The 19,100-nt window shown below is 72.9% G+C and carries 18 protein-coding genes; 11 read left to right on the top strand and 7 right to left on the bottom strand.

Annotated elements, in window-relative coordinates; translation table 11 throughout:
• The first annotated feature begins 57 nt into the window (after positions 1–57).
• Together OG933_RS24765 and OG933_RS24770 are read left to right on the top strand one after the other, a co-directional pair.
• Complete coding sequence (locus OG933_RS24765) at positions 58–1,296, top strand: acyl-CoA dehydrogenase family protein (protein ID WP_405628965.1); 1,239 nt, start codon at positions 58–60, stop codon at positions 1,294–1,296.
• Positions 1,293–1,766 (top strand): nitroreductase/quinone reductase family protein, encoded by a 474-nt coding sequence (locus OG933_RS24770; protein WP_362522756.1) that lies wholly within the window; start codon positions 1,293–1,295, stop codon positions 1,764–1,766. The genes OG933_RS24765 and OG933_RS24770 overlap by 4 nt, the downstream gene beginning before the upstream one ends.
• A 249-nt stretch (positions 1,767–2,015) precedes the next feature.
• Here OG933_RS24770 and OG933_RS24775 read toward each other — a convergent pair whose 3' ends face one another.
• Complete coding sequence (locus OG933_RS24775) at positions 2,016–2,630, bottom strand: LysE family translocator (protein WP_362522755.1); 615 nt, start codon at positions 2,628–2,630, stop codon at positions 2,016–2,018.
• An 82-nt stretch (positions 2,631–2,712) separates the two neighbouring features.
• Between OG933_RS24775 and OG933_RS24780 the strand changes: the two genes are divergently transcribed.
• Positions 2,713–3,165 carry an Lrp/AsnC family transcriptional regulator gene (locus OG933_RS24780; RefSeq protein ID WP_028807204.1) on the top strand — a complete coding sequence of 151 codons (453 nt, stop codon included), beginning with the start codon at positions 2,713–2,715 and terminating at the stop codon, positions 3,163–3,165.
• An 86-nt stretch (positions 3,166–3,251) separates the two neighbouring features.
• Here OG933_RS24780 and OG933_RS24785 read toward each other — a convergent pair whose 3' ends face one another.
• Positions 3,252–3,887 (bottom strand): TetR family transcriptional regulator, encoded by a 636-nt coding sequence (locus tag OG933_RS24785; RefSeq protein ID WP_405633494.1) that lies wholly within the window; start codon positions 3,885–3,887, stop codon positions 3,252–3,254.
• Positions 3,888–4,021: 134 nt separating this feature from the next.
• On the opposite strand from OG933_RS24785, the gene OG933_RS24790 reads away from it, so the two are divergent.
• The 5 genes from OG933_RS24790 (at position 4,022) to OG933_RS24810 (ending at position 8,934) form a co-directional block, all read left to right on the top strand.
• Positions 4,022–4,744, top strand: a complete 723-nt coding sequence (locus OG933_RS24790; RefSeq protein ID WP_362522754.1) for a VOC family protein — start codon at positions 4,022–4,024, stop codon at positions 4,742–4,744.
• Between the two features lie 188 nt (positions 4,745–4,932).
• Positions 4,933–7,314, top strand: coding sequence for a PQQ-binding-like beta-propeller repeat protein (locus OG933_RS24795; RefSeq protein ID WP_362522753.1), 2,382 nt, complete (start codon positions 4,933–4,935; stop codon positions 7,312–7,314).
• Between the two features lie 165 nt (positions 7,315–7,479).
• Positions 7,480–8,031 (top strand): hypothetical protein, encoded by a 552-nt coding sequence (locus OG933_RS24800; protein WP_405628969.1) that lies wholly within the window; start codon positions 7,480–7,482, stop codon positions 8,029–8,031.
• Positions 8,028–8,666 (top strand): DUF433 domain-containing protein, encoded by a 639-nt coding sequence (locus OG933_RS24805; RefSeq protein WP_405633496.1) that lies wholly within the window; start codon positions 8,028–8,030, stop codon positions 8,664–8,666. The genes OG933_RS24800 and OG933_RS24805 overlap by 4 nt, the downstream gene beginning before the upstream one ends.
• Positions 8,656–8,934 carry a hypothetical protein gene (locus tag OG933_RS24810; protein ID WP_405628971.1) on the top strand — a complete coding sequence of 93 codons (279 nt, stop codon included), beginning with the start codon at positions 8,656–8,658 and terminating at the stop codon, positions 8,932–8,934. Before OG933_RS24805 ends, OG933_RS24810 begins: the two co-directional genes overlap by 11 nt.
• A 50-nt stretch (positions 8,935–8,984) precedes the next feature.
• On the opposite strand, the gene OG933_RS24815 is transcribed toward OG933_RS24810, so the two are convergent.
• From OG933_RS24815 to OG933_RS24825, 3 genes are read right to left on the bottom strand one after another with little or no spacing between them, the layout of a single operon-like run.
• On the bottom strand, positions 8,985–9,758 hold the full coding sequence (locus OG933_RS24815; RefSeq protein ID WP_362522749.1) for an enoyl-CoA hydratase/isomerase family protein: 774 nt from the start codon (positions 9,756–9,758) through the stop codon (positions 8,985–8,987).
• On the bottom strand, positions 9,755–10,171 hold the full coding sequence (locus OG933_RS24820; RefSeq protein ID WP_405628972.1) for a Zn-ribbon domain-containing OB-fold protein: 417 nt from the start codon (positions 10,169–10,171) through the stop codon (positions 9,755–9,757). The genes OG933_RS24815 and OG933_RS24820 overlap by 4 nt, the downstream gene beginning before the upstream one ends.
• Positions 10,172–10,209: 38 nt before the next feature.
• Positions 10,210–11,367: a lipid-transfer protein gene (locus OG933_RS24825; RefSeq protein WP_020131991.1), complete on the bottom strand. Its 1,158-nt coding sequence runs from the start codon at positions 11,365–11,367 to the stop codon at positions 10,210–10,212.
• A gap of 101 nt (positions 11,368–11,468) precedes the next feature.
• Between OG933_RS24825 and OG933_RS24830 the strand changes: the two genes are divergently transcribed.
• Positions 11,469–13,049 carry a FadD3 family acyl-CoA ligase gene (locus OG933_RS24830; protein WP_405628974.1) on the top strand — a complete coding sequence of 527 codons (1,581 nt, stop codon included), beginning with the start codon at positions 11,469–11,471 and terminating at the stop codon, positions 13,047–13,049.
• A gap of 88 nt (positions 13,050–13,137) precedes the next feature.
• Here OG933_RS24830 and OG933_RS24835 read toward each other — a convergent pair whose 3' ends face one another.
• Positions 13,138–13,335 carry a hypothetical protein gene (locus tag OG933_RS24835; protein ID WP_405628976.1) on the bottom strand — a complete coding sequence of 66 codons (198 nt, stop codon included), beginning with the start codon at positions 13,333–13,335 and terminating at the stop codon, positions 13,138–13,140.
• Between the two features lie 199 nt (positions 13,336–13,534).
• A complete protein-coding gene (locus OG933_RS24840; RefSeq protein ID WP_362522747.1) occupies positions 13,535–16,513 on the bottom strand; it encodes a BTAD domain-containing putative transcriptional regulator in 2,979 nt (992 codons plus the stop codon).
• 379 nt (positions 16,514–16,892) lie between these two features.
• Between OG933_RS24840 and OG933_RS24845 the strand changes: the two genes are divergently transcribed.
• Positions 16,893–18,161 carry an amidohydrolase family protein gene (locus OG933_RS24845; protein WP_362522746.1) on the top strand — a complete coding sequence of 423 codons (1,269 nt, stop codon included), beginning with the start codon at positions 16,893–16,895 and terminating at the stop codon, positions 18,159–18,161.
• On the top strand, positions 18,158–19,081 hold the full coding sequence (locus OG933_RS24850) for an LLM class F420-dependent oxidoreductase (RefSeq protein WP_362522745.1): 924 nt from the start codon (positions 18,158–18,160) through the stop codon (positions 19,079–19,081). The genes OG933_RS24845 and OG933_RS24850 overlap by 4 nt, the downstream gene beginning before the upstream one ends.
• Positions 19,082–19,100: the final 19 nt, after the last annotated feature.

Genomic DNA, 19,100 nt, shown 5'->3' on the forward strand with positions numbered 1-19,100 from the left:
TTCCCGTTCCCCCGCCCTAATATGACGCACCGTCAGATCCGGATGAGAGGGGTGGCCATGGACCCCGGCTTCACCGCCGAACAGGACGGGATCCGCCGCACGTTGCGCGAACTGCTGCACAAACGCTGCGGCCCCGAAGAACTGCGCGCCGCCCTGGACACACCCCTCGGTCACGATCCCGCCCTCTGGGCCGCCCTGGCCGAGCAGCTCGGGCTGCCCGGCCTCGCGCTGCCCGAGGCGTACGGCGGTGTCGGCTGCCCGGTCACCGACCTCGCTCTCGCCGCCGAGGAGACCGGCCGGGCGCTCGCACCGTCCCCGCTCCTCGCGACCTCCGTCCTCGCCGCGCCGCTGATCCTCGGCCTCGGCACCGACGCCCAGCGCGCCGACCTGCTGCCCCGGATCTCCGACGGCACCCTGACCGCCGCCCTCGCCGTGCCCGCGCCCGCCCTGGCCACCGCCCTCGCCCTGACCGGTCCCCAGGACGGCGACTGGGCCGGCGGCGGGCGCGCGGGCGGGATCCAGGCCCGGCGGGTCCAGGGCGTCTGGCGGCTGTACGGGGAGGCCGCGCAGGTGCTCGACGGGCACGGTGCGGGGGCCCTGGTGGTCGCCGCGCACACCGGCGGGTTCGTACGGTCGCGCATCCTGCTGTTCGTCGTGCCGGGGGACGCCGTCGGGCTCGTCCGCACCCGGCAGACGGCCCTGGACGCCACCCGCCCGCAGGCCCGCGTTCAACTTCGCGATGTGCGGGCCGAGTTGCTCGGGAGCGAGGAGGAGGCGCCGGGCGTACCGGAGGCCCTCTCCCGCGCCGGTGACTTCGCGGCCGCCTTCCTGGCCTGCGAGGCCGTCGGCGCCGCCGACCGCGCGCTGGAGCGGACCGTCGAGTACCTCGGCCGACGGGAGCAGTTCGGGCGGGTGATCGGCTCCTTCCAGGCGGTCCAGCACCGGCTGGCCGACGTGTATGTGCAGATCCAGGCGGCCCGGTCCGCCGCGTACTACGCCGCTTGGGCGGCGGGCGGTCCCGGTGGCCCGGACGGTCTCGCCGGCCCGGACGGTCTCGCCGGTCCGGACGGCCCGGTCGGCGGGCTGGCTCTTGCCCAGGCGCTGGAGGCGTTGCGCCGGGCCGCCGCCGAGGGCATTCAGCTGCACGGCGGCATCGGCTTCACCTGGGAGCACGAGGCGCACCTGTTCTTCAAGCGGGCCGCCGGCGACGAGCTGCTGTTCGGGCCCGTGCACCGGCTGCGGGCGCACGCGGCCGAGGGGGCCCGGCTCTTCGAGCGGACGGAGGTGCCGGTGTGATCGGCGTCCGGGTGGTGCAGAAGGTCTCCTCGACGAGGGCCTTCGCCAAGGTGGCGCCCCATGTCATTCCCGCCCTCGACCGGGCCGTCCATCGCCTCACGCGGGGAAAGGTGCTGCTCAGCGCCCAGATGCTGCCCGGGGTGATCCTGACGTCCACCGGGGTGAGGAGCGGGCTGCCGCGTCGTGCGCCGCTGGCCTGCATGCCCGAGGAGGGCGGCGGGAGCTGGATCCTGGTCGGCTCCAACTTCGGCCGCACCGGCCACCCCGCCTGGACCGGCAACCTCCTGGCCCACCCCGACGCCGAGATCAGCTGGAAGGGCAGGGACATCCCGGTGACGGCCGTGCCGCTGACGGGAGAGGAGCGGGCGGCCGTCTGGAAGACCCTGCTGGCCTTCTGGCCGCCGTACGCGACGTATCAGGCCCGGGTGGAGCGCGAGATCCGCCTGTTCCGGCTCACCCCGAGGGCGTAGAGGGGCTAGGCGGCCCGGGGGTCCGGGGGTCCGAGGGTCCGGGGGTCCGAGGGCCCGGGGGCGGGCCTGGAGGCCTGAGGGTCAGGAGGGCTCGGAGGGCGAGGAGCGCCCGGGGCCAGGGGCCCGGAGGGTCGACAAGGCCCGGGGCTCGGGGGCCGAGGAGTGCTCGGGGGCCAGGGGCCCGGAGGGTCTGCAAGGCCCGGGGCTCGGGGGCCGAGGAGTGCTCGGGGGCCAGGGGCCCGGAAGGGTCTACAAGGCGTGCTGGAGCAGCAGAAACGTGCCGATGCCCAGCATTGCCGCGCCGGAGGTGCGGGTCACCGCTCGTGCCGCCGCCGGGCGGGCGCCCAGCAGCCCGCGGGCCAGGACGCCCACCGTCAGATAGACGGCGGCGCAGCACGCCATGTGCAGCAGGCCGAGGGCGGTCGTCTGGGCGGCCACCGGCAGGTGCCCCTCGCCCGTGGTGAGGAACTGCGGCAGGACCGAGAGGTAGAGCAGCAGGCCCTTGGGGTTCAGACCGCTGATCGTGGCCCCGCGCAGGAACACCCGGGCGCCGCCCGCCGTGATCTCCTCGCCCGCGCCCGGTGTCCCCGGCCGCCGCAGCACGGCCCACCCCAGCCACACCAGGTACGCGGCGCCCGCCACCGTCAGCCCGGTGAGCAGCGTCGGTGACCCCGCGACCAGTACCGCGAGGCCCGCCGCGGCGAGCGCCGTGTGCAGGGCGTACCCGCTCACCAGGCCGCCGACCGCCGCGCCCACCGAACGGCCGCGCAGCCCGGCGGAGATCACGTACGCCCAGTCGGCGCCCGGCACACACACCAGCAGCAGGTCGACGGCGAGGAAAGAAATCAGCGTTCCCGAGTCCATACCGGGGACATTAGGCGCGATGCGGCCGAAAGTGTTCCCGAAGTTTTCGCAGATCACGGCGATCTGGGGGAAGATCTGCCCCATGGATGACGTGGACCGGAAGATTCTTGCCGAGCTTCAGCAGGACGGGCGGCTGACCGTGACCGAGCTGGCCGCGCGGGTGCGGCTGAGCGTCTCGCCCTGTCACCGGCGGCTGCGGGAGCTGGAGCGGTCCGGGGCGATCAGCGGTTACCGGGCGGTGGTGGAGCCGGCCGCCGTCGGGCTGACCTTCGAGGCGCTGGTCTTCGTCTCGATGCGGCAGGAGGACCGGGACACCGTCGCCGAGTTCGAGCGGGCGGTGGGCGAGGTGGAACACGTCCTGGAGGCGCAGCGGCTGTTCGGGGAGCCCGACTACCTGCTGCGGGTGGCCACCGCCGACCTCGCGGCCTTCCAGCGGCTGTACGACGAGCGCCTCGCCACCTTGCCGGGGGTGCAGCGGCTGACGTCGACGCTGGTGATGAAGCACGTGGTGAGGGACCGGGCGCTGCCCGCCTGAGGCCGACAGCGCGGCAGGCGGCAGCTCACCCGGGTGAGCTGCCGCCTGGCAGACAGGACTTGAACCGAAAAACGAGTGGGGCCGGGCTACTTCGTCGGCTTCTTGCCGGTGATGCCCAGGTGTACCAACAGGGCCAGGTTCGGCTTGAGTTCAGCCTGCTTGACGCCCCACGTCTGGAAGCCCTTCTGGTGCGAGGCGACCGCCGCGAGCATCGCGACGAGGGCGCCGGCGACCGCGGCCGGGTTCACGTCCTTGTCGACCTTGCCCTTGGACTGCAACTCGGCGACCGCGTCCGAAAGGGAGTTGTTCACCGAGTTGAGGATCTTCATGCGGAGTTTGTAGAAGCGCTTGTCCCCCTCCGCCGCGCCGAGGTCGACGACCCGGAGGATCGCGTCGTTCTTCCGCCAGAACTCCAGGAAGCCGTCGACGAGTTCCTGCGCCGCCTGCCAGCCCGCCTTGCCGACCCATGACCGCCCCTCGACGAGGCCGGTCAACTCGGCTCCCTCGGCTGCCATTTGCTCGGCGATCTCCAGTACGGCGCCCTCGACGTCCGGGAAGTACTGGTAGAAGGTCGCGGGTGAAGTGCCCGCCTTCCGGGCGACGTCGATGACCTTGACGTCGCGGTACGGAGAGGAGCTGAGCATCTCGCTGAGGCAGTCGAGCAGCTTCTGCCGCGTCGCCTGCCCGCGCCGACCGGCCACGCGGCCGTCGACGGTACGCACTTGTCCTGTCATGCCGTCAGCTTACCGAGGGGTGATCGGAGCGCTATTCGGCCGACTGCAAATGGGGTGCGAGGGGGTGCGGAGGCGGGTGTGCCTGGTCTGCGGCTTGCGTGCGGCGCCGTTAGTTTGGCTGTATGGCCGAAAATAGGGCATCGGTGTACGCAGAGGGCGTCCCCTGCTGGGTGGACGCGCAGCTCCCCGACGTGGACGCGGGCAAGCGGTTCTACGGTGAGCTCTTCGGGTGGGATTTCGAGGAGGCGTACGGCTCCTCCGTGTGGGCCCGGCTGGAGGGCGAGCCGGTGGCCGCGCTCGCCCACAAGACGGACGGCCGGATGCCCACCGTCTGGACGGTGTACTTCGCGACCCCGGACGCGCAGAAGACCGCCCGCCGTATCCAGCACGCCGGGGGGCAGGTCATCATGGCGCCGCTGCCGGTCGGCGGGGCGGGCACCACCGTGCTCGCCGCCGACCCCGAGGGCGCGGTCTTCGGCCTGTGGCAGCCGGCCGGCCACCCCGGCTTCGGCGTACGGCACCGGCCCGGCGCCTTCGCCTGGGCGCAGCTCTACGCCCGGGACACCGAGGCCGCCAACACCTTCTACGGTCATCTCTTCCACGAGGCCCTGTTCGGGCCGGGCGCCGAGCCCGACTTCGGGCGGGCGCCGGTCGGCGATGTCTTCCCGGAGGTCATGCCGCCGCATTTCCTCGTCCACTTCGGCGTGGAGGACTGCGAGGCGGCTCTCGGCGCGGTGAGCCGGCTCGGCGGGCGGGTTCAGGCGGGCCCGTTCACTGCTTCGTACGGAATCGTGGCGGTCGTCACGGACAATCAAGGGGCATCGTTCGCGCTGCTCCAGCGCTGACAGGTGCCGTATGCGTGCTGTATGCGCGTATATGACATGAGACACCCCGATTGCCCCCGGGTTCGCAACCGGCCGTCCGGCCAGGAAGAATCAGGGTGCGTGCCGCCATGGCGGTGCGGTGGTGAGACGCTGCACGGGGCCGTGTACACAAGTGGGTGACGCGGTTCGTACGGGGAGGTGGCAGGCAAGTGGTGGATCAGCTGACGCAGCACGATCCGCGGCGGATCGGGCCGTTCGAGGTGCTGGGACGGCTGGGTGCCGGCGGCATGGGGCTGGTCTATCTGGCCCGTTCGGCCTCGGGCCGGCGCGTGGCGATCAAGACGGTCCGGACCGAGCTCGCCGAGGACCAGCTCTTCCGGGTGCGTTTCACGCGCGAGGTGGAGGCGGCCCGGGCGGTCTCCGGCTTCTACACGGCCGCCGTCGTCGACGCCGATCCCCGCGCCGCCGTGCCCTGGCTGGCCACCGCGTACGTGCCCGCGCCCTCCCTCGAGGAAATAGTGAACGACTGCGGGCCGATGCCGGCCCAGGCGGTGCGCTGGCTGGCGGCGGGCGTCGCCGAGGCGCTGCAGTCGATCCATGGCGCGGGGCTGGTCCACCGTGACCTGAAGCCGTCCAACGTGCTCGTCGTCGAGGACGGGCCCCGGGTGATCGACTTCGGCATCGCGTCCGGCGTCTCGAACACGCGTTTGACGATGACGAACGTGGCGGTCGGCACCCCCGCCTACATGTCCCCCGAGCAGGCGAAGGACTCGCGCAGCGTGACCGGCGCGAGCGATGTCTTCTCGCTCGGCTCGATGCTGGTCTTCGCCGCCACCGGACACCCGCCCTTCCACGGCGCCAACCCGGTCGAGACGGTCTTCATGCTGCTGCGCGAGGGACCGGACCTGGAGGGCCTGCCGGACGAGCTGCGTCCGCTCATCGAGTCCTGTATGCAGATGGAGGCCACGGCCCGGCCCAACCCGGCCGATCTCCAGGCCCAGCTCGCCCCCCACCTCTTCGGCTCCGGCTCCGACGACAGCGGTACGGCGTCGGCGTGGCTGCCCGAGAAGGCGGTCACCCTCATCGAGACGCGCCGTGGCGGCCGTCAGGCGAAACCGGCGCCCCCGAGCCCCCGCAGCGGCGGCGGAGGCGGCGTGGGCATGGCCCGGCCCGCCGCGCCGGCGGTACCGCCCCCGCCGTCCCACGCCCCCGTGGTCCTCTCCCGCCCGGCACCCGCGCCCGTGGCCGTCGGTGCCCCCGACATCGGTCCCGTCCGGCTGGCGGGCGGCGCCGTGCCGATCGGGCCGGGGCCGCGCGTCGCCGACGTCCGTGCCACGGCCGCCGTGAAGGCGCCGGTGGCCGAGCCCGGCCTGGTCGCCAACTGGTCCCGCCCGCGCCCCGGCGTCAACGGCGCCGACACGACCGTACCGGCCCCGCAGAGCGCCCCCTCGGAGACTCCGGCGGGCTGGCGGCCCTGGCGTTTTCGCATGTCGAACGACGTGTGGGGCACGCCGTCCGTCGCGGGGGACCTCGTCTACGTGACCTCCTTCGAGGTGCACGCCCTGGATGTGGCCACCGGCCGCCGCCGCTTCAAGACGCGGGACGTGGCCTGGTCGATGGCGGTCGCGGACGGCAGGGTGCACGCCTCCGACGGACCCACCCTGTTCGCCCTGGACGCCCGCGAGGGCGGCGACCTGTGGCGACTGTCGACGGACGCCTGGGTGTACTCGCTCAAGGCAGACCGGGGCACGGTCGTCACCGGCACGCGCGGCGGCGGCGTCCAGGCCTGGGAGGCCTCGGCCGGCCAGAAGCTCTGGGAGATCACCGGCTGCCAGACCGACTTCGAGTCCCCGGAGGCCGGGCCGGTCCTGCACGAGGGCACGGTCTATGTCTGGCAGGACGCCCGGCTCAGGGCCCTGGACGCCCGCACGGGCGAGGAACGCTGGTCGTACCCCATCGGCGACACGGCCTCGTGCGGCGGTGTCCCGGTCCGGGTCACCCCCGCCCCCGACGGCTATGTCTACGTCTCCGCGGGCACCCGCGTCCTCGCCGTCGACGTCGCGAGCGGCATGGTGCGCTGGCACTTCGAGGCCCCGGCGGTGTTCCTGTCCCCGCCGACCTTCGTGCCCGGCCCGGCGGTGACCGGCGGAGGCGTCTACCTCGCCGACTACCTCGGCACCGTGTACGCCATCGACGCCACCGACGGGCGCGACCGCTGGCGCATCGCCACCGAGGCCCGGGCGTCCGTCGACCCGGTGCTGGTGGCGGCCGGCCATGTGCACGTCGGCAGCGGCAAGGGGCTCTACACCCTGGACGCGGTCACCGGCACGCCCAAGTGGCGCTTCCAGGCGGGCGGCGACATCGTGGGCGCCCCGGCGGTCGCGGAGGGCCGTATCCACTTCGGCTCCACGGACCACCTGCTGTACACCCTGAAGGCCGACGACGGCCGACTGCGCTGGAAGCTGGCGACCGGCGGCGAGATCACCGGCTCCCCGGTGGTCCGCGACGGCGTCGTGTACGCCTCCAGCAAGGACCGCTGCGTGTACGCCCTGGACGCGGAGAAGGGCACGGGCACGGCGCGGACGGCCTGAGCCGACCGCTCACCGGCGCGAGGACGGCCGTCGCACCGGGACGGCCGTCGTGCCGGGTGCACGGAAGGGACCTGGACGGCGGCCGCCACCGCAGACGCTACGCCGGGGACCGGCCGGTCGCCACGCGGTGACATGACCGTGACAGCCGGTGCCTACGCTGCCGGTATGGATCGACGGGGGCAGAAACTCAAGTTCGCAGCGGTGGCCGTGTTCGTCGTACTGGCGCTGACCGGTTTCTCGACGGGCCGGGGGCACGGTCACGGCAGCAGCCACGGCGGCGGGGGCGGCGGGTGCAGCAGCTCCGGCCAGAACCACGACAGCTCGTCGTCGACGTCGGGTTCGACGTCCGGCGGCTCGTCCGGCAGCACCTATCACGACTACGACGACGATGACGACTACGCGGACGACACCTACGGCGACGGCGGCTCCTCGAGCACGTCCACGGCGCTGAGCGACGCCACGGTGGAGCTGATCGACTGCGCGACGCCGAGCGAGGCGTACGCGACGGTCGAGGTCACCAACCCGAACGCGACCGGCGGCTACTTCACCGTCACGGTCGATTTCCTCGACGCGGGTTCCGGCCGGCTGGAGGAGCAGAGCGAGGAAGCGTACGTCTCGGCGAACGGCACGGCGACGGTGCAGGTCGAACTGTCCGCCCCGGCCGTCGCCGCGAAGGTCGACCACTGCGACCCGGAGCCGTACGCATCGGCGAGCTGACCGGACGTCTCCCGACAACGCCGGACGGCGAGCCGCGGGGCGAGCCGCGCACCTCGCGGGGAAGTGACGCGTCGGCCAACGCCGGAGCGCCACTGGTCCACCAGGTCGAGCCGGTGCGGAAGGGGCAGCCTTCGGTGCCGTTCATCGCGGTGGCGGAGGCGCACGTCCTGCGTTCTCTGCGTTCCCTGGGGCTCCGCATGAGCGAGATCAGGGAGGCGGCCGCCGCCGTCCGGGATGCCTTCGACACCCCCTACGGCCTCGTGTCCCAGCGGATCGCCACAGATGGCGTGGACATCTTCATCGAGCACGGTCGGGGGGATCTCCGCAGAGCCCGCGACGGTCAGGTCCCCATCCAGGACGCGGTTTCCGACTACCTCCGCTACCTCACCTGGGAGCCGGGCGACGACTTCCCCTCCAGCCTGCGGCTCAGGCAGTACCCGGACTCCGTCCCCGTCGTGATCGATCCCAGGTTCGGCCACGGTCTCCCCGTGGTCGCCGCCAACCGCGTCACGGTGCGGGCCATCACCGACCTGTGGGAAGCCGGGGAAGCCGTCGAGGACATCGCGTACGACTACGACATGACGCCTGAGCAGGTGGACGCGCTGTGCCGGGCCGTGGTGCACCTTGCCGCCTGAGTTCTTCCTCGACCGCAATCCCGGGCGTCGGGTCGCGGAAGGACTGAGAGCCTGCGGCTGGACCGTTCACCGCATCGGGGAGGTCTTCCCCGACGACGGACAGGACGTGGCCGACGAGGAGTGGATCGCGCACGGGCTCGACCGGTCCTGGGTTCCGTTGTCCAGGGACGGCCGGATCAAGACGCGGGACCTGGAGATCCGGCCTGTCCTGGAGCGCGAGGTGGTGCTGTTCTACCTCCGCAGCCGGTCGGGCGCCGGGCTCGGGTGAACCGGCGGGGGTTCGAGCACTGGAGTCGGGATCATCCGCACCTGCCGGGCTCAGCGGACCCGGGGTTCGGCTGCCGAGCGGCCGGCGAACAGCTCCGCCTGGCGCTCGGTGGGCAGGTTCCCCAGCGAGATGAGATGCGGCGCCTGCGCGAACCCCATCGCGCGGGCCGCCTCCTTCGCCGACCACAGCGCCCGCACGGTGCCCTGGACCCCGGCGGGGGGATACCCGGCGACGACGGCGGCGCAGGCGACGGCGGCGGCCGACGCCCCACCGGCGTCGGTGAGTTCGGACACCAGCCCGATGTCGAAGGCGCGCCGGGCGGAGATCCGTTCCGCCGTCCCCATGAGCATCATCCGCGCGACCTCCCCGTACGGCATCCGCTGCGCCAGGAGCACCGACTCGTACGCGCTGACCATCCCGTACGTGGTGTGCGGGTCGAAGAAGGCGGCGTCGGCGCCCGCGACGACGAACTCGCACTCGCCGAGCAGGTAGAAGGCGCCCCCGCAGGCCATCCCCTCCACGGCGGCGACGACCGGCTTCCACAGGTCGTTCGCCTTCGGGCCGACGGTGAGCAGCGGATCGTCCTGCATGTACGGGGAGCCGGGCTGCGGCACGACGGCGTCCCGGTCGAGGCCGGTGCAGAACGCCCGCTGTCCGGCCCCGGTGAGGACGACGGCCCGTACCGAGTCGTCGAACCGCAACTCCCGCCAGATGTGCTGCAGTTCGCGGACGGTGTCGAGGTCGAGGGCGTTCAGCCGGGCCGGCCGGTCGAGGGTGACGACGGCGACCCCGGTGTCCTTGTCGATGTCCAGTCGCACGCTCACGGCCGCTCCAGAACCCACTGCGGAAGCCCGCCGCCGTCGAAGACGACCTGTACGCGGGCGCCGATGCGGATGCGGTCGGGGGAGAAGGAGTCGATCGCCGCCCCCGGTCCGCTCACCAGGTTCCCCACCAGCCGGATGCGGGGCGCCTCGGCCAGCTCGACGAGGATCACGTTGTAGGGGGCGTGGGCGGCGTAGTCGGGCAGCAGGGGTGGGTGCGGGACGACGTAGGACCAGATCCGGCCGCGTCCCGACGTCCGCCGCCACTCGCTCGCGAAGGACTGGCAGTGCGGGCAGCAGGGGCGGGGCGGGAAGCGGGGTTCGCCGCAGTCGGCGCAGGCCTGGACGCGGAGTTCGCCCTGGGCGGCGTACCGCCAGAAGGGGGCGCCGTCGGCGTCGGTGACGGGGGTGAGCATCGCGGGATCAACTCCTCGGTGGGTTCTCCTCGGTGCCGTCAGTTCCTGAGCAGCAGGGCGGAGGTCGGGACGCCCTCGCCGGCGGTGACGAGGCAGGTCGCGGCGCCGGGCACCTGGGCGGTGCTGGTCCCGCGCAGCTGCTTGACGCCCTCGTTGATGAGGTTGAAGCCGTGCACGTAGGCCTCGCTGAGTCCGCCCCCGCCGGTGTTGAGGGGCAGCCGTCCGCCGGTCTCCAGGGCCCCTCCCTCGGTGAACGCGCCCCCCTCTCCCCGGCCGCAGAACCCGTACCCCTCCAGGGAGAGCGGGACGAGGGGCGTGAAGGCGTCGTAGATCTGCGCGACGTCGACGTCGGACGGGGTGAAGTCGGCGTGTTTCCACAGGTGCCGGGCGGCCGCCCAGGCGGGGCCGGTGAGGGGATCGTCGTTCCAGTAGTTGACCATGCCGTGGTGCTGGGCTGGCAGGCCCTGGGCGGCGGAGTGGACGTACACGGGTCTCCGGCGGCAGTCCCGGGCCCGCTCGCCGCTCACGATGACGCACGCCAACGCCCCGTCCGTCTCGAGGCAGTTGTCGTACAGGCACAGGGGCTCGCTGATCCACCGGGACGACATGTACATCTCGCGGGTGAGCGGCCGTTCGTACATCACGGCGGCCGGGTTCTGGTTGGCGCGGTTGCGGCAGGCGAGGGCGACGTTGAAGAGATGGTCGCGGGTGGCGCCGTACTCGTGCAGATAGCGGCGGGCGAGCATGGCTATCTCGTCGGCGGGCCGCAGCAGCCCGAAGGGCCGGGTCCACTGGGCGGGGGTGGGGAGCTGGACGGCGGTGTTGGTCCACGGACGCGGCCCGGAGCCCCGTTTCCGCGACCGCCAGGCGACCCCCACCGTGGCCTGTCCGGCGGCGATGGCCGCGGCGAGGTGGGCGACGGTGGCGCAGGAACCGCCGCCGCCGAACCCGATCTTGCTGAAGAAGGACAGGTCCCCGAACCCGACGGCCTTGGCGAGCTCGACCTCGTCCGTCTCCTCCATGGTGTAGGAGGCGAGGGCGTCGACCTCGCCGGGGGCGATCCCGGCGTCGTCGAGGGCGGCGAGGACGGCCCGGCAGGCGAGCGTCCGTTCGTCCTCGGGGAGGTGCTTGGCGAAGGACGTCTGCCCGATGCCGACGATGGCCGTGGCGTCCTTGATTCCGGTCACTGCGGGCATGCCGCACCCACCTCCACACGGCGACAGTGCTGCTGACAGCCCGTCAGGTTACCGCTAATCTGACGGTCAGTCAGCTAGTGGTTTCGGTGGGGAGGCCGGTCATGCGTGGTGACATGGAGTGGGGGACGATCCCCGGCCTGGTCCGCTGGTCCGCCGAGCGGTACGCGACGACCGAGGCGGTGGTGGAGGGCCGTACCCGGATCTCGTACGCCGAGCTCGGCGCCCGCGTCGAACGCGCGGCGGCGGCCTGTCTGGCGAACGGGGTGCGGGCGGGCGACCGCGTGGCCGTCTGGGCCCCGAACTCGCTGGACTGGATGGTGGCGGCGCTCGGCGCGGTGGGCGCGGGGGCGGTGCTGGTGCCCCTGAACACCCGCTTCAAGGGCACGGAGGCGGCGGACGTACTGCGCCGCAGCGGAACGCGTCTGCTGTTCGTGACGGGCACCTTCCTCGGGACGTCGTACGTGGCGTCGCTGCGGCGGGCGGCGGCGGAGGGCCCCGGCGGCGGCCCGCTGCCGGGGCTTCCCGCGCTGGAGCAGGTGGTGGTCCTCTCGGACGACGCCCCGGCGGACTTCCGGACCTGGAAGGACTTCCTGGCCAGCGGGGAGGGCATCGGGACGGCGGAGGTCCGGGCGCGAGCGGACCGGGTGGCGGGCGAGTGGCCCTCGGACATCGTCTTCACCTCGGGCACGACGGGCCGCCCCAAGGGCGCGGTGATCACCCACGCGCAGACCCTGCGGGCGTACGAGATCTGGACCGACCTGGCGGGGCTGCGGCAGGGCGACCGCTATCTGATCGTGAACCCCTTCTTCCACACCTTCGGCTACAAGGCGGGCGTGATCGCCTGTCTGATGCGGGGCGCGACGATGATCCCGCAGCCGGTGTTCAACGTGGACACGGTCCTCGCGAACGTGGCGTCGGAACGGGTCTCGGTCCTCCCGGGCCCGCCGACCCTGCACCAGTCGCTCCTGGACCACGCGTCCCGGGACAAGCACGACCTGTCGGCACTGCGGCTGGTCGTCACGGGCGCGGCGGTGGTGCCGCTGCGGCTCGTCGAACGCCTGCGGGGCGAACTGGGCGTGGAGACCGTCCTGACGGCGTACGGCCTCTCGGAGGCGAGCGGTGTCGTCACTATGTGCCGTCGCGGGGACGACCCCACGGTCATCGCCTCGACGTCGGGCCGCGCGATCCCCGGCACCGAGGTGCGGGTGGACGCGGCGCCGGGCGAACCCGGGGAGGTCCTGGTCCGGGGCTTCAACGTGATGCGCGGCTACTACGAGGACGAGACGGCGACTGCGGAGGCCCTGACGGAGGACGGCTGGCTGCGCACCGGTGACGTGGGCGTCCTGGACGCCTCCGGCAACCTCCGGATCACCGACCGCCTGAAGGACATGTTCATCGTCGGCGGCTTCAACGCCTACCCGGCGGAGATAGAGCAGCGCCTCGGTCTGCACCCGGACGTGGCCGACGTGGCCGTGATCGGCGTCCCCGATCCCCGCCTGGGCGAGGTGGGCAAGGCGTACGTGGTGCGGCGGCCGGGCGCGGTCTCCACGGCCGAGGACCTGATCGCCTGGGCCCGGCGGGAGATGGCCAACTACAAGGTGCCGAGGGCGGTGGAGTTCGTGACCGCCCTGCCCCGCAACGCGAGCGGCAAGGTGGTCAAGGGCGAGCTGCGCGCACGGTGACCGGGCGGCCCCCGGACACACGTCGGCCGCGGCGGCTCCCCTCCGCGCCGCCGCGGCCGACCCCCGTCGCCGTGGTGACGGGTGGTGCCTACTTGCCGTCCAGGTCCAGGGCGGGCGGCACGGGCGCGTGGTTCTCGAGCGTGACGATCTTCTCCTCGGCCGCCGGCGCGGCCGCCCCGGCCTCCGGCGTCGCCGGCTTGGACAGGGCCGGCAGGATCGGAGCGTGGTTCTCCAGCGTGGTGATGTCCGCGGTGGCTTCCGTCGTCTGCTTCTCGGTGTTGCTCATGTTCGGCTCCCCCTGGGAGTGTTCAAGTGAGTGAGGCGCCTCTGTCCGGCGATTCCCCCGAGTATCGCCGGACAGAGACATGTGCCGGAGCCCACCCCCCAGCGGGCTCGTCCGGTCCGTCTGCCCCCCGAGGCGACGGACCGTTGAGTAGACCCTGCCAGGCGGTCATAAACGTTCGATGAACGCCGCCGACGGCAGGTTACGACGCGTCCAGGGGCGCCAGCAGACGGCGTACCTCGGCCGCCTCGGGCGCTCCCGACCGCTCCAGGTGGGACAGGGCCTCGTGCCAGCAGGCTCGTGCCCGGTCCGACTGGCCGAGCGCGTGCAGGCTCCGGCCCAGCGCGGTCAGCACACTGCCCCGGATGAGGTCCCCGCCGATGAACCCGATCGCCAGTGCCTGCTCGGCGTGCTGCGCGGCCTGGGCCGGACGCCGGTCGGCCAGGTGCAGCTGGGCGATGCGGAAGTGCGTCGTGCCCTCCCACAGGCGCTGCCGGTTGCTGCCGAACATCTCCAGCGCGTCCGACAACTGCACCAGGCCGTCGGAGAGCCTGCCGGCGCTGATCAGTGCGACGCCGAGGGCGTAACGGCCGTTCGCGAGGCGCAGGGTGAGTCCGAGTTGCTGGTAGATGTCGACGCCCTGCCGGGCCAGGGTGACGGCGTCGCTCGGGCGGTTCATCCGCTCGTAGAGCCGTGAGAGGTTGCACAGCGCGTTGGCCTCTCCCGGCCGGTTCCCGTCCGCCCGGTAGCCGTCCCTGGCGGTGGTGAGGAACTTCTCGGCCTCTTCGTAGCGGCCCTGGCCGAGGGCGATGATCCCCCGGTCCGTCGCCGCCCAGCTCACCGGCGTCGCGTCGTGCGCCGCCGTGGCGAGTTCGATCGCGCGCCGGGCCTCCTCGTCCGCCTCGGAGTAACGTCCGGCGGCCAGATGGACGTTGGACAGCGCCGTCCGCGCACGGCTCTCCGCGCGGACGTCGGCGGCGCCCTGCGCGGCGTCCCGCAGGGCCGTGGCCGCCCATTCGTACTGCTTCGCGTTCGCGCCCGACTCCGCCAGGTCCTTGGCGGCCCAGAGCAGATCGACGGCACGGCGCAGCCCACTGCCCGACTGCTGTTGCCGTGCGCACGCCAGCAGGCACTGCGCCTCGGCGAAGAGCCAGTCGAGGGCCTGTGTCCGCTCGCCGAAGGACAGCCCCCGGTACGACGTGGGCTCCAGGTGGACGACCGTGCGGTCGCCGGGCCGCTCGATCGTGTAGACCCCCGCCGCCGTCGCCAGATAGAAGTCCAGCAGCCGCGACAACGCCGTGCCGCGCTCGCCGGGTGGCTCGTCGCGGTCGGCGCACGCACGCGCGTAGAGCCGTACCAGGTCGTGGAACCGGTAGCGGCCGGGGGCCGCCGATTCCAGCAGGGAGGTGTCCACCAGGGACTCCAGCAGGTCCTCGGTGTCCTCCACCGGCAGGTCCAGGACCGCCGCGGCCGCCGCCAGGGAGGTGTCCGGGCCGTCCGCCAGGCCGAGCAGCCGGAACGCGCGGGCCTGGGCGGGCTCCAGCGCGCCGTAGCCGAGTTCGAAGGTCGCCTTCACCGCCAGGTCGCCCGCCTGGAGCTCGTCCAGCCGGCGCCGTTCGTCCGCCAGCTTGGCGGCGAGGACGGACACCGTCCAGGTACGGCGGGCGGCCAGCCGGGAGGCCGCGATCCGGATCGCCAGCGGCAGGAAGCCGCACGCGGCCACCACGTCCAGCGCGGCCTTCCGCTCGGCCGCGACCCGCTCCTCGCCGACGATCCGGGTGAAGAGGGAGAGCGCCTCCTCGGGGGACATCACGTCCAGGTCGACGAGATGCGCTCCCGCCAGGTCCACCATCCGCACCCGTGAGGTGACCAGCGCCGCGCAGCCCTCCGTGCCCGGCAGCAGGGGGCGTATCTGGGCCGCGTCCTTCGCGTTGTCCAGCAGCACCAGCACCCGGCGGCCGTCCAGCACCGAGCGGTACAGCGCCGCCCGCTCCTCCAGGGAGTCGGGGATCGCCGAGTCCGCCGTGCCCAGGGCCCGCAGGAACGACCCGAGGACCGTCTCGGGCTCCGCCGACCGCGGTCCCGCGCCCTGGAGATCGACGTACAGCTGGCCGTCGGGGAAGGCAGGACGGGCCTGGTGGGCCACGTGCACGGCGAGGGTCGTCTTGCCCACGCCCCCGATGCCCGCGAGCGCGGACACCGCCATCACCCGGCCGCCCGCGCCCGTGCCGTCACCGGCTCCGGCCAGCACCTCGCTCAGTTCCCGTACGAAGGCGGAACGACCGGTGAAGTCGGGCACGGTGGCCGGGAGTTGCGCGGGCCGCACCCGCACCACCGCCGGTTCCGCGGCCGGCGCCGACGGCTCCGCCAGCTCCGGGTCGGCCTGCAGGATGCGGCGCTGCAGCTGCCGCAGTCCGGCCCGCGGATCCACCCCCAGCTCCTCGGCCAGCAGCCGCCGGGTGTCCGCGTACACCGCGAGCGCCTCCGCCTGCCGGCCGCTGCGGTACAGCGCCAGCATCAGCAGTTCGCGCAGCCGCTCGCGGAGCGGGTACGCCGCGGTGAGCGCGGTGAGTTCGGAGACGGCCTCCGCGTGGCAGCCCTGCTCCAGGTCCATGTCCAGCCGGGACTCCAGCAGTCCCAGCCGCCATTCCTCCAGCCGGACGCGCTGCGCCTCCGCGTACGGCCCGGGGACGCCGGCCAGGGCCTCCCCGTCCCACAGTCCCAGCGTCCGGTTCAGCACCTCGCGGGCGTGGGACAGGTCCCCGGCGTTCCGCGCCTTCTCCGCCTCCGCCGCCCACTCCTGCGCCACCGCCAGGTCGAACGAACCCTCGGCCAGGCCGCGTACCGCGTAGCCGCCCGACTCGCTCACCAGGACACCCGGGTCGAGCACCTTGCGCAGCCGGGAGGCGTAGGTCCGTACCGCCGCCAGCGCCTGCGACGGGGGCTCCTCGCCCCACAGCGCGTCGATCAGCTCGGCGGCCGTGGCCGTACGGCCCTCGCGCAGCAACAGGGCGGCCAGCAGGGCGCGTTGCTGCGGTGAACCGGTGGCCAGCCGCTCGTCGCCGCGCCGTGCGCGCACCGGGCCGAGCACGTCGAAGCGCAGCGTCGCCGGCTCCTCGGTGGAGCCGGGACGCCTCTGCTCCGGCACACGCGGGTCGCGGTGTCCTACCCGGTCGTCCATCAGGGCTCCCCTTAGGCATCCGAATCAAGGACCTGTCCAGCCGATCACGCCGCAGACGCGGGATCCGACACGCACATCTGCGGCGTTGTCGTCGGTTGCCGACGCTCCGCGTCGACGCCCTCCTCCGCCTTGCAGCCGCACGCGCCGGATCCCGCTCACCGGCGCCGCTTCGGTACCGGCACTCTCCTGCGACGTGATCGGCCGGAAAGGTCCAGGCCCCAGTTTGCCCTGTCCATGCCGGAAGCGTCAGCCTGCCCGGCAGGTGCACGGGAGTCCACACACCCCTCACATCCGGTGTGCACACATCCCCACAGAGTCGATCAACTCCGGCTCCCGCCCACTAGCTGACGATCCGTCAGATCAGCGCTACCGTGCCCCCATGGAGAACGCATTGGAGACCGCGAAGACCGGGAAGACCGCGAAGGCCACGGAGAACCTCCCGCTGATCATCTCCGTCGACGACCACACCGTGGAGCCGAGCACCGTCTGGCAGGACCGCCTCCCGAAGAAGTACCTCGACACCGGGCCCCGCGTCGTCCGGGCCCCGCTGAAGGAGATGACCTTCCTCGGCGGCCGCTTCAAGCCCGTCATGGGCGAGCCAGGCGACGACGGCCCGATCGGCGACTGGTGGATCTACGAGGACCTGCACCGCCCCCTCACCCGCCTGGACACCGCCGTCGGCTTCAGCAGGGACGAGATCAAGCTGGAGGTCATCACCTACGAGCAGATGCGCCCGGGGTCCTTCGACGTCCCGTCCCGGCTCGCCGACATGGACGTCAACCACGTCCAGTCCGCCGTCTGCTTCCCCACCTTCCCGCGCTTCTGCGGCCAGACCTTCACCGAGGCGGCCGACCACGAACTGGGCCTGCTGTGCGTGCGCGCCTACAACGACTGGATGGTGGAGGAGTGGTGCGGCCCGCAGGCGCGGGGCCGGCTGATCCCGCTCACCCTCATCCCGCTCTGGGACGCCGAACTGGCGGCGGCGGAGGTCCGGCGCAACGCCGCCCGCGGGGTTCGCGCGGTCGCCTTCTCCGAGATACCCCCGCACCTCGGCCTGCCCTCCGTCCACACCGACGACTGGGACCCCTTCCTCGCCGCCTGCGACGAGACCGGCACGGTCGTGGCCATGCACATCGGCTCGTCGAGCCGGATGCCGTCCACCTCCGCCGACGCCCCGCCCGCCGTCGGCTCCACCATCACCTTCGCCAACTGCTGCTTCTCGATGGTCGACTGGCTGATGAGCGGCAAGTTCGAGCGCTTCCCGAACCTGAGGGTGATGTACGCGGAGGGCCAGATCGGCTGGATCCCCTACATCCTGGAGCGCGCCGACGTGGTGTGGGAGGAGAACCGGGGCTGGGGCGGGGTCGCGGACAAGGTCCACCGTCCCCCGTCCGAGCTGTTCGCCGAGCATGTCTTCGGCTGCTTCTTCGACGACGCCTTCGGCCTCAGGAACCTCGACTCCATCGGCGTCGGGAACGTCCTCTACGAGACCGACTACCCGCACTCCGACTCCACCTGGCCGAAGTCGCGCGAGGTCGGCGAGGCACAGATGGGCCACCTGGCGCCGGACGTGGTGGAGCGGATCGTCCGGGGCAACGCGATCGAACTGCTGGGGCTGACCCCGGACGGCCTCTGGAGCCCGCGGTGAGTCTCGACTACGGCATCCAGCTCCCGGTCCAGTCCCAGTCCACGCTCTACGCCGAACCCTGGGAGGCGGACGCGGGCCCCGCCGACCTCGTCGAGATCGCCCGCGCCGCCGACCGCGCCGGCTTCGCCTACGTCGCCGCCTGCGACCACGTGGCGATCCCGCACCGGCTGGCCGAGGCCATGAGCACGGTCTGGTACGACCCCGTGGCCACCCTCGCCCACCTGGCCGCCGTGACCGACCGGGTCCGGCTGCTCGCGCACGTCGCCGTCGTCGGCCTGCGCCACCCGCTGCTCACCGCCAAGCAGTACGCGACCCTCGACCACCTCAGTGGCGGCCGGCTGATCCTCGGCGTCGGCGCCGGTCACGTACGGGAGGAGTTCGAGGCGCTGGGGGTGGACTTCGAGCGGCGGGGCGCCGTGCTCGACGAGACGATCGACGCGCTGCGCGCCGCGCTCGGGCCGGACGAGTTCCCCTCCCACCACGGCAAGTCGTACGACTTCGAGGGGCTCGGGCAGCGGCCCCGGCCGGCCCAGGCGCGGGTGCCGCTCTGGGTCGGCGGCTCCTCCCCGGCCGCCGTCCGCAGGGCCGCGCTCAAGGGGGACGGCTGGCTGCCCCAGGGCGACCCGAGGGACCGGCTGGCCGCGCAGATCGAGAGGCTGCGGCGGCTGCGCGGGGACGACGCGCCGCTCACCGTCGGCGCCATCACCGAGCCGCTGTACGTCGGCGCCCCCGGCTGGGAGGTGGGCCGCCGCACCCTCACCGGGCCGCCCGAGGTCCTCGCCGAGTCGCTGCGGGCCTACGGGGCGATGGGCGTCCATCAGATCCAGGTGCGCTTCCGCTGCCGGAGCCGCACCGAACTCACGGACCAGATCGGCCTGTTCGGAGCCGAGGTGGGACCCCTGCTCGACCAGGCTCCTTGAAGTTTGAACATGTCCACGC

It is taken from the genome of Streptomyces sp. NBC_00016 (assembly GCF_045040885.1).
Taxonomy (GTDB): Bacteria; Actinomycetota; Actinomycetes; order Streptomycetales; family Streptomycetaceae; genus Streptomyces; species Streptomyces coriariae.

Excerpts from the sequence above, each read along its gene's own strand:
- OG933_RS24765 (WP_405628965.1), top strand. The coding sequence starts at position 58 with ATGGACCCCGGCTTCACCGCCGAACAGGACGGGATCCGCCGCACGTTG.
- OG933_RS24775 (WP_362522755.1), bottom strand. The coding sequence starts at position 2,630 with ATGGACTCGGGAACGCTGATTTCTTTCCTCGCCGTCGACCTGCTGCTG.
- OG933_RS24780 (WP_028807204.1), top strand. The coding sequence starts at position 2,713 with ATGGATGACGTGGACCGGAAGATTCTTGCCGAGCTTCAGCAGGACGGG.
- OG933_RS24790 (WP_362522754.1), top strand. The coding sequence starts at position 4,022 with ATGGCCGAAAATAGGGCATCGGTGTACGCAGAGGGCGTCCCCTGCTGG.
- OG933_RS24800 (WP_405628969.1), top strand. The coding sequence starts at position 7,480 with ATGGATCGACGGGGGCAGAAACTCAAGTTCGCAGCGGTGGCCGTGTTC.
- OG933_RS24820 (WP_405628972.1), bottom strand. The coding sequence starts at position 10,171 with ATGCTCACCCCCGTCACCGACGCCGACGGCGCCCCCTTCTGGCGGTAC.
- OG933_RS24825 (WP_020131991.1), bottom strand. The coding sequence starts at position 11,367 with ATGCCCGCAGTGACCGGAATCAAGGACGCCACGGCCATCGTCGGCATC.
- OG933_RS24830 (WP_405628974.1), top strand. The coding sequence starts at position 11,469 with ATGCGTGGTGACATGGAGTGGGGGACGATCCCCGGCCTGGTCCGCTGG.
- OG933_RS24835 (WP_405628976.1), bottom strand. The coding sequence starts at position 13,335 with ATGAGCAACACCGAGAAGCAGACGACGGAAGCCACCGCGGACATCACC.
- OG933_RS24840 (WP_362522747.1), bottom strand. The coding sequence starts at position 16,513 with ATGGACGACCGGGTAGGACACCGCGACCCGCGTGTGCCGGAGCAGAGG.
- OG933_RS24845 (WP_362522746.1), top strand. The coding sequence starts at position 16,893 with ATGGAGAACGCATTGGAGACCGCGAAGACCGGGAAGACCGCGAAGGCC.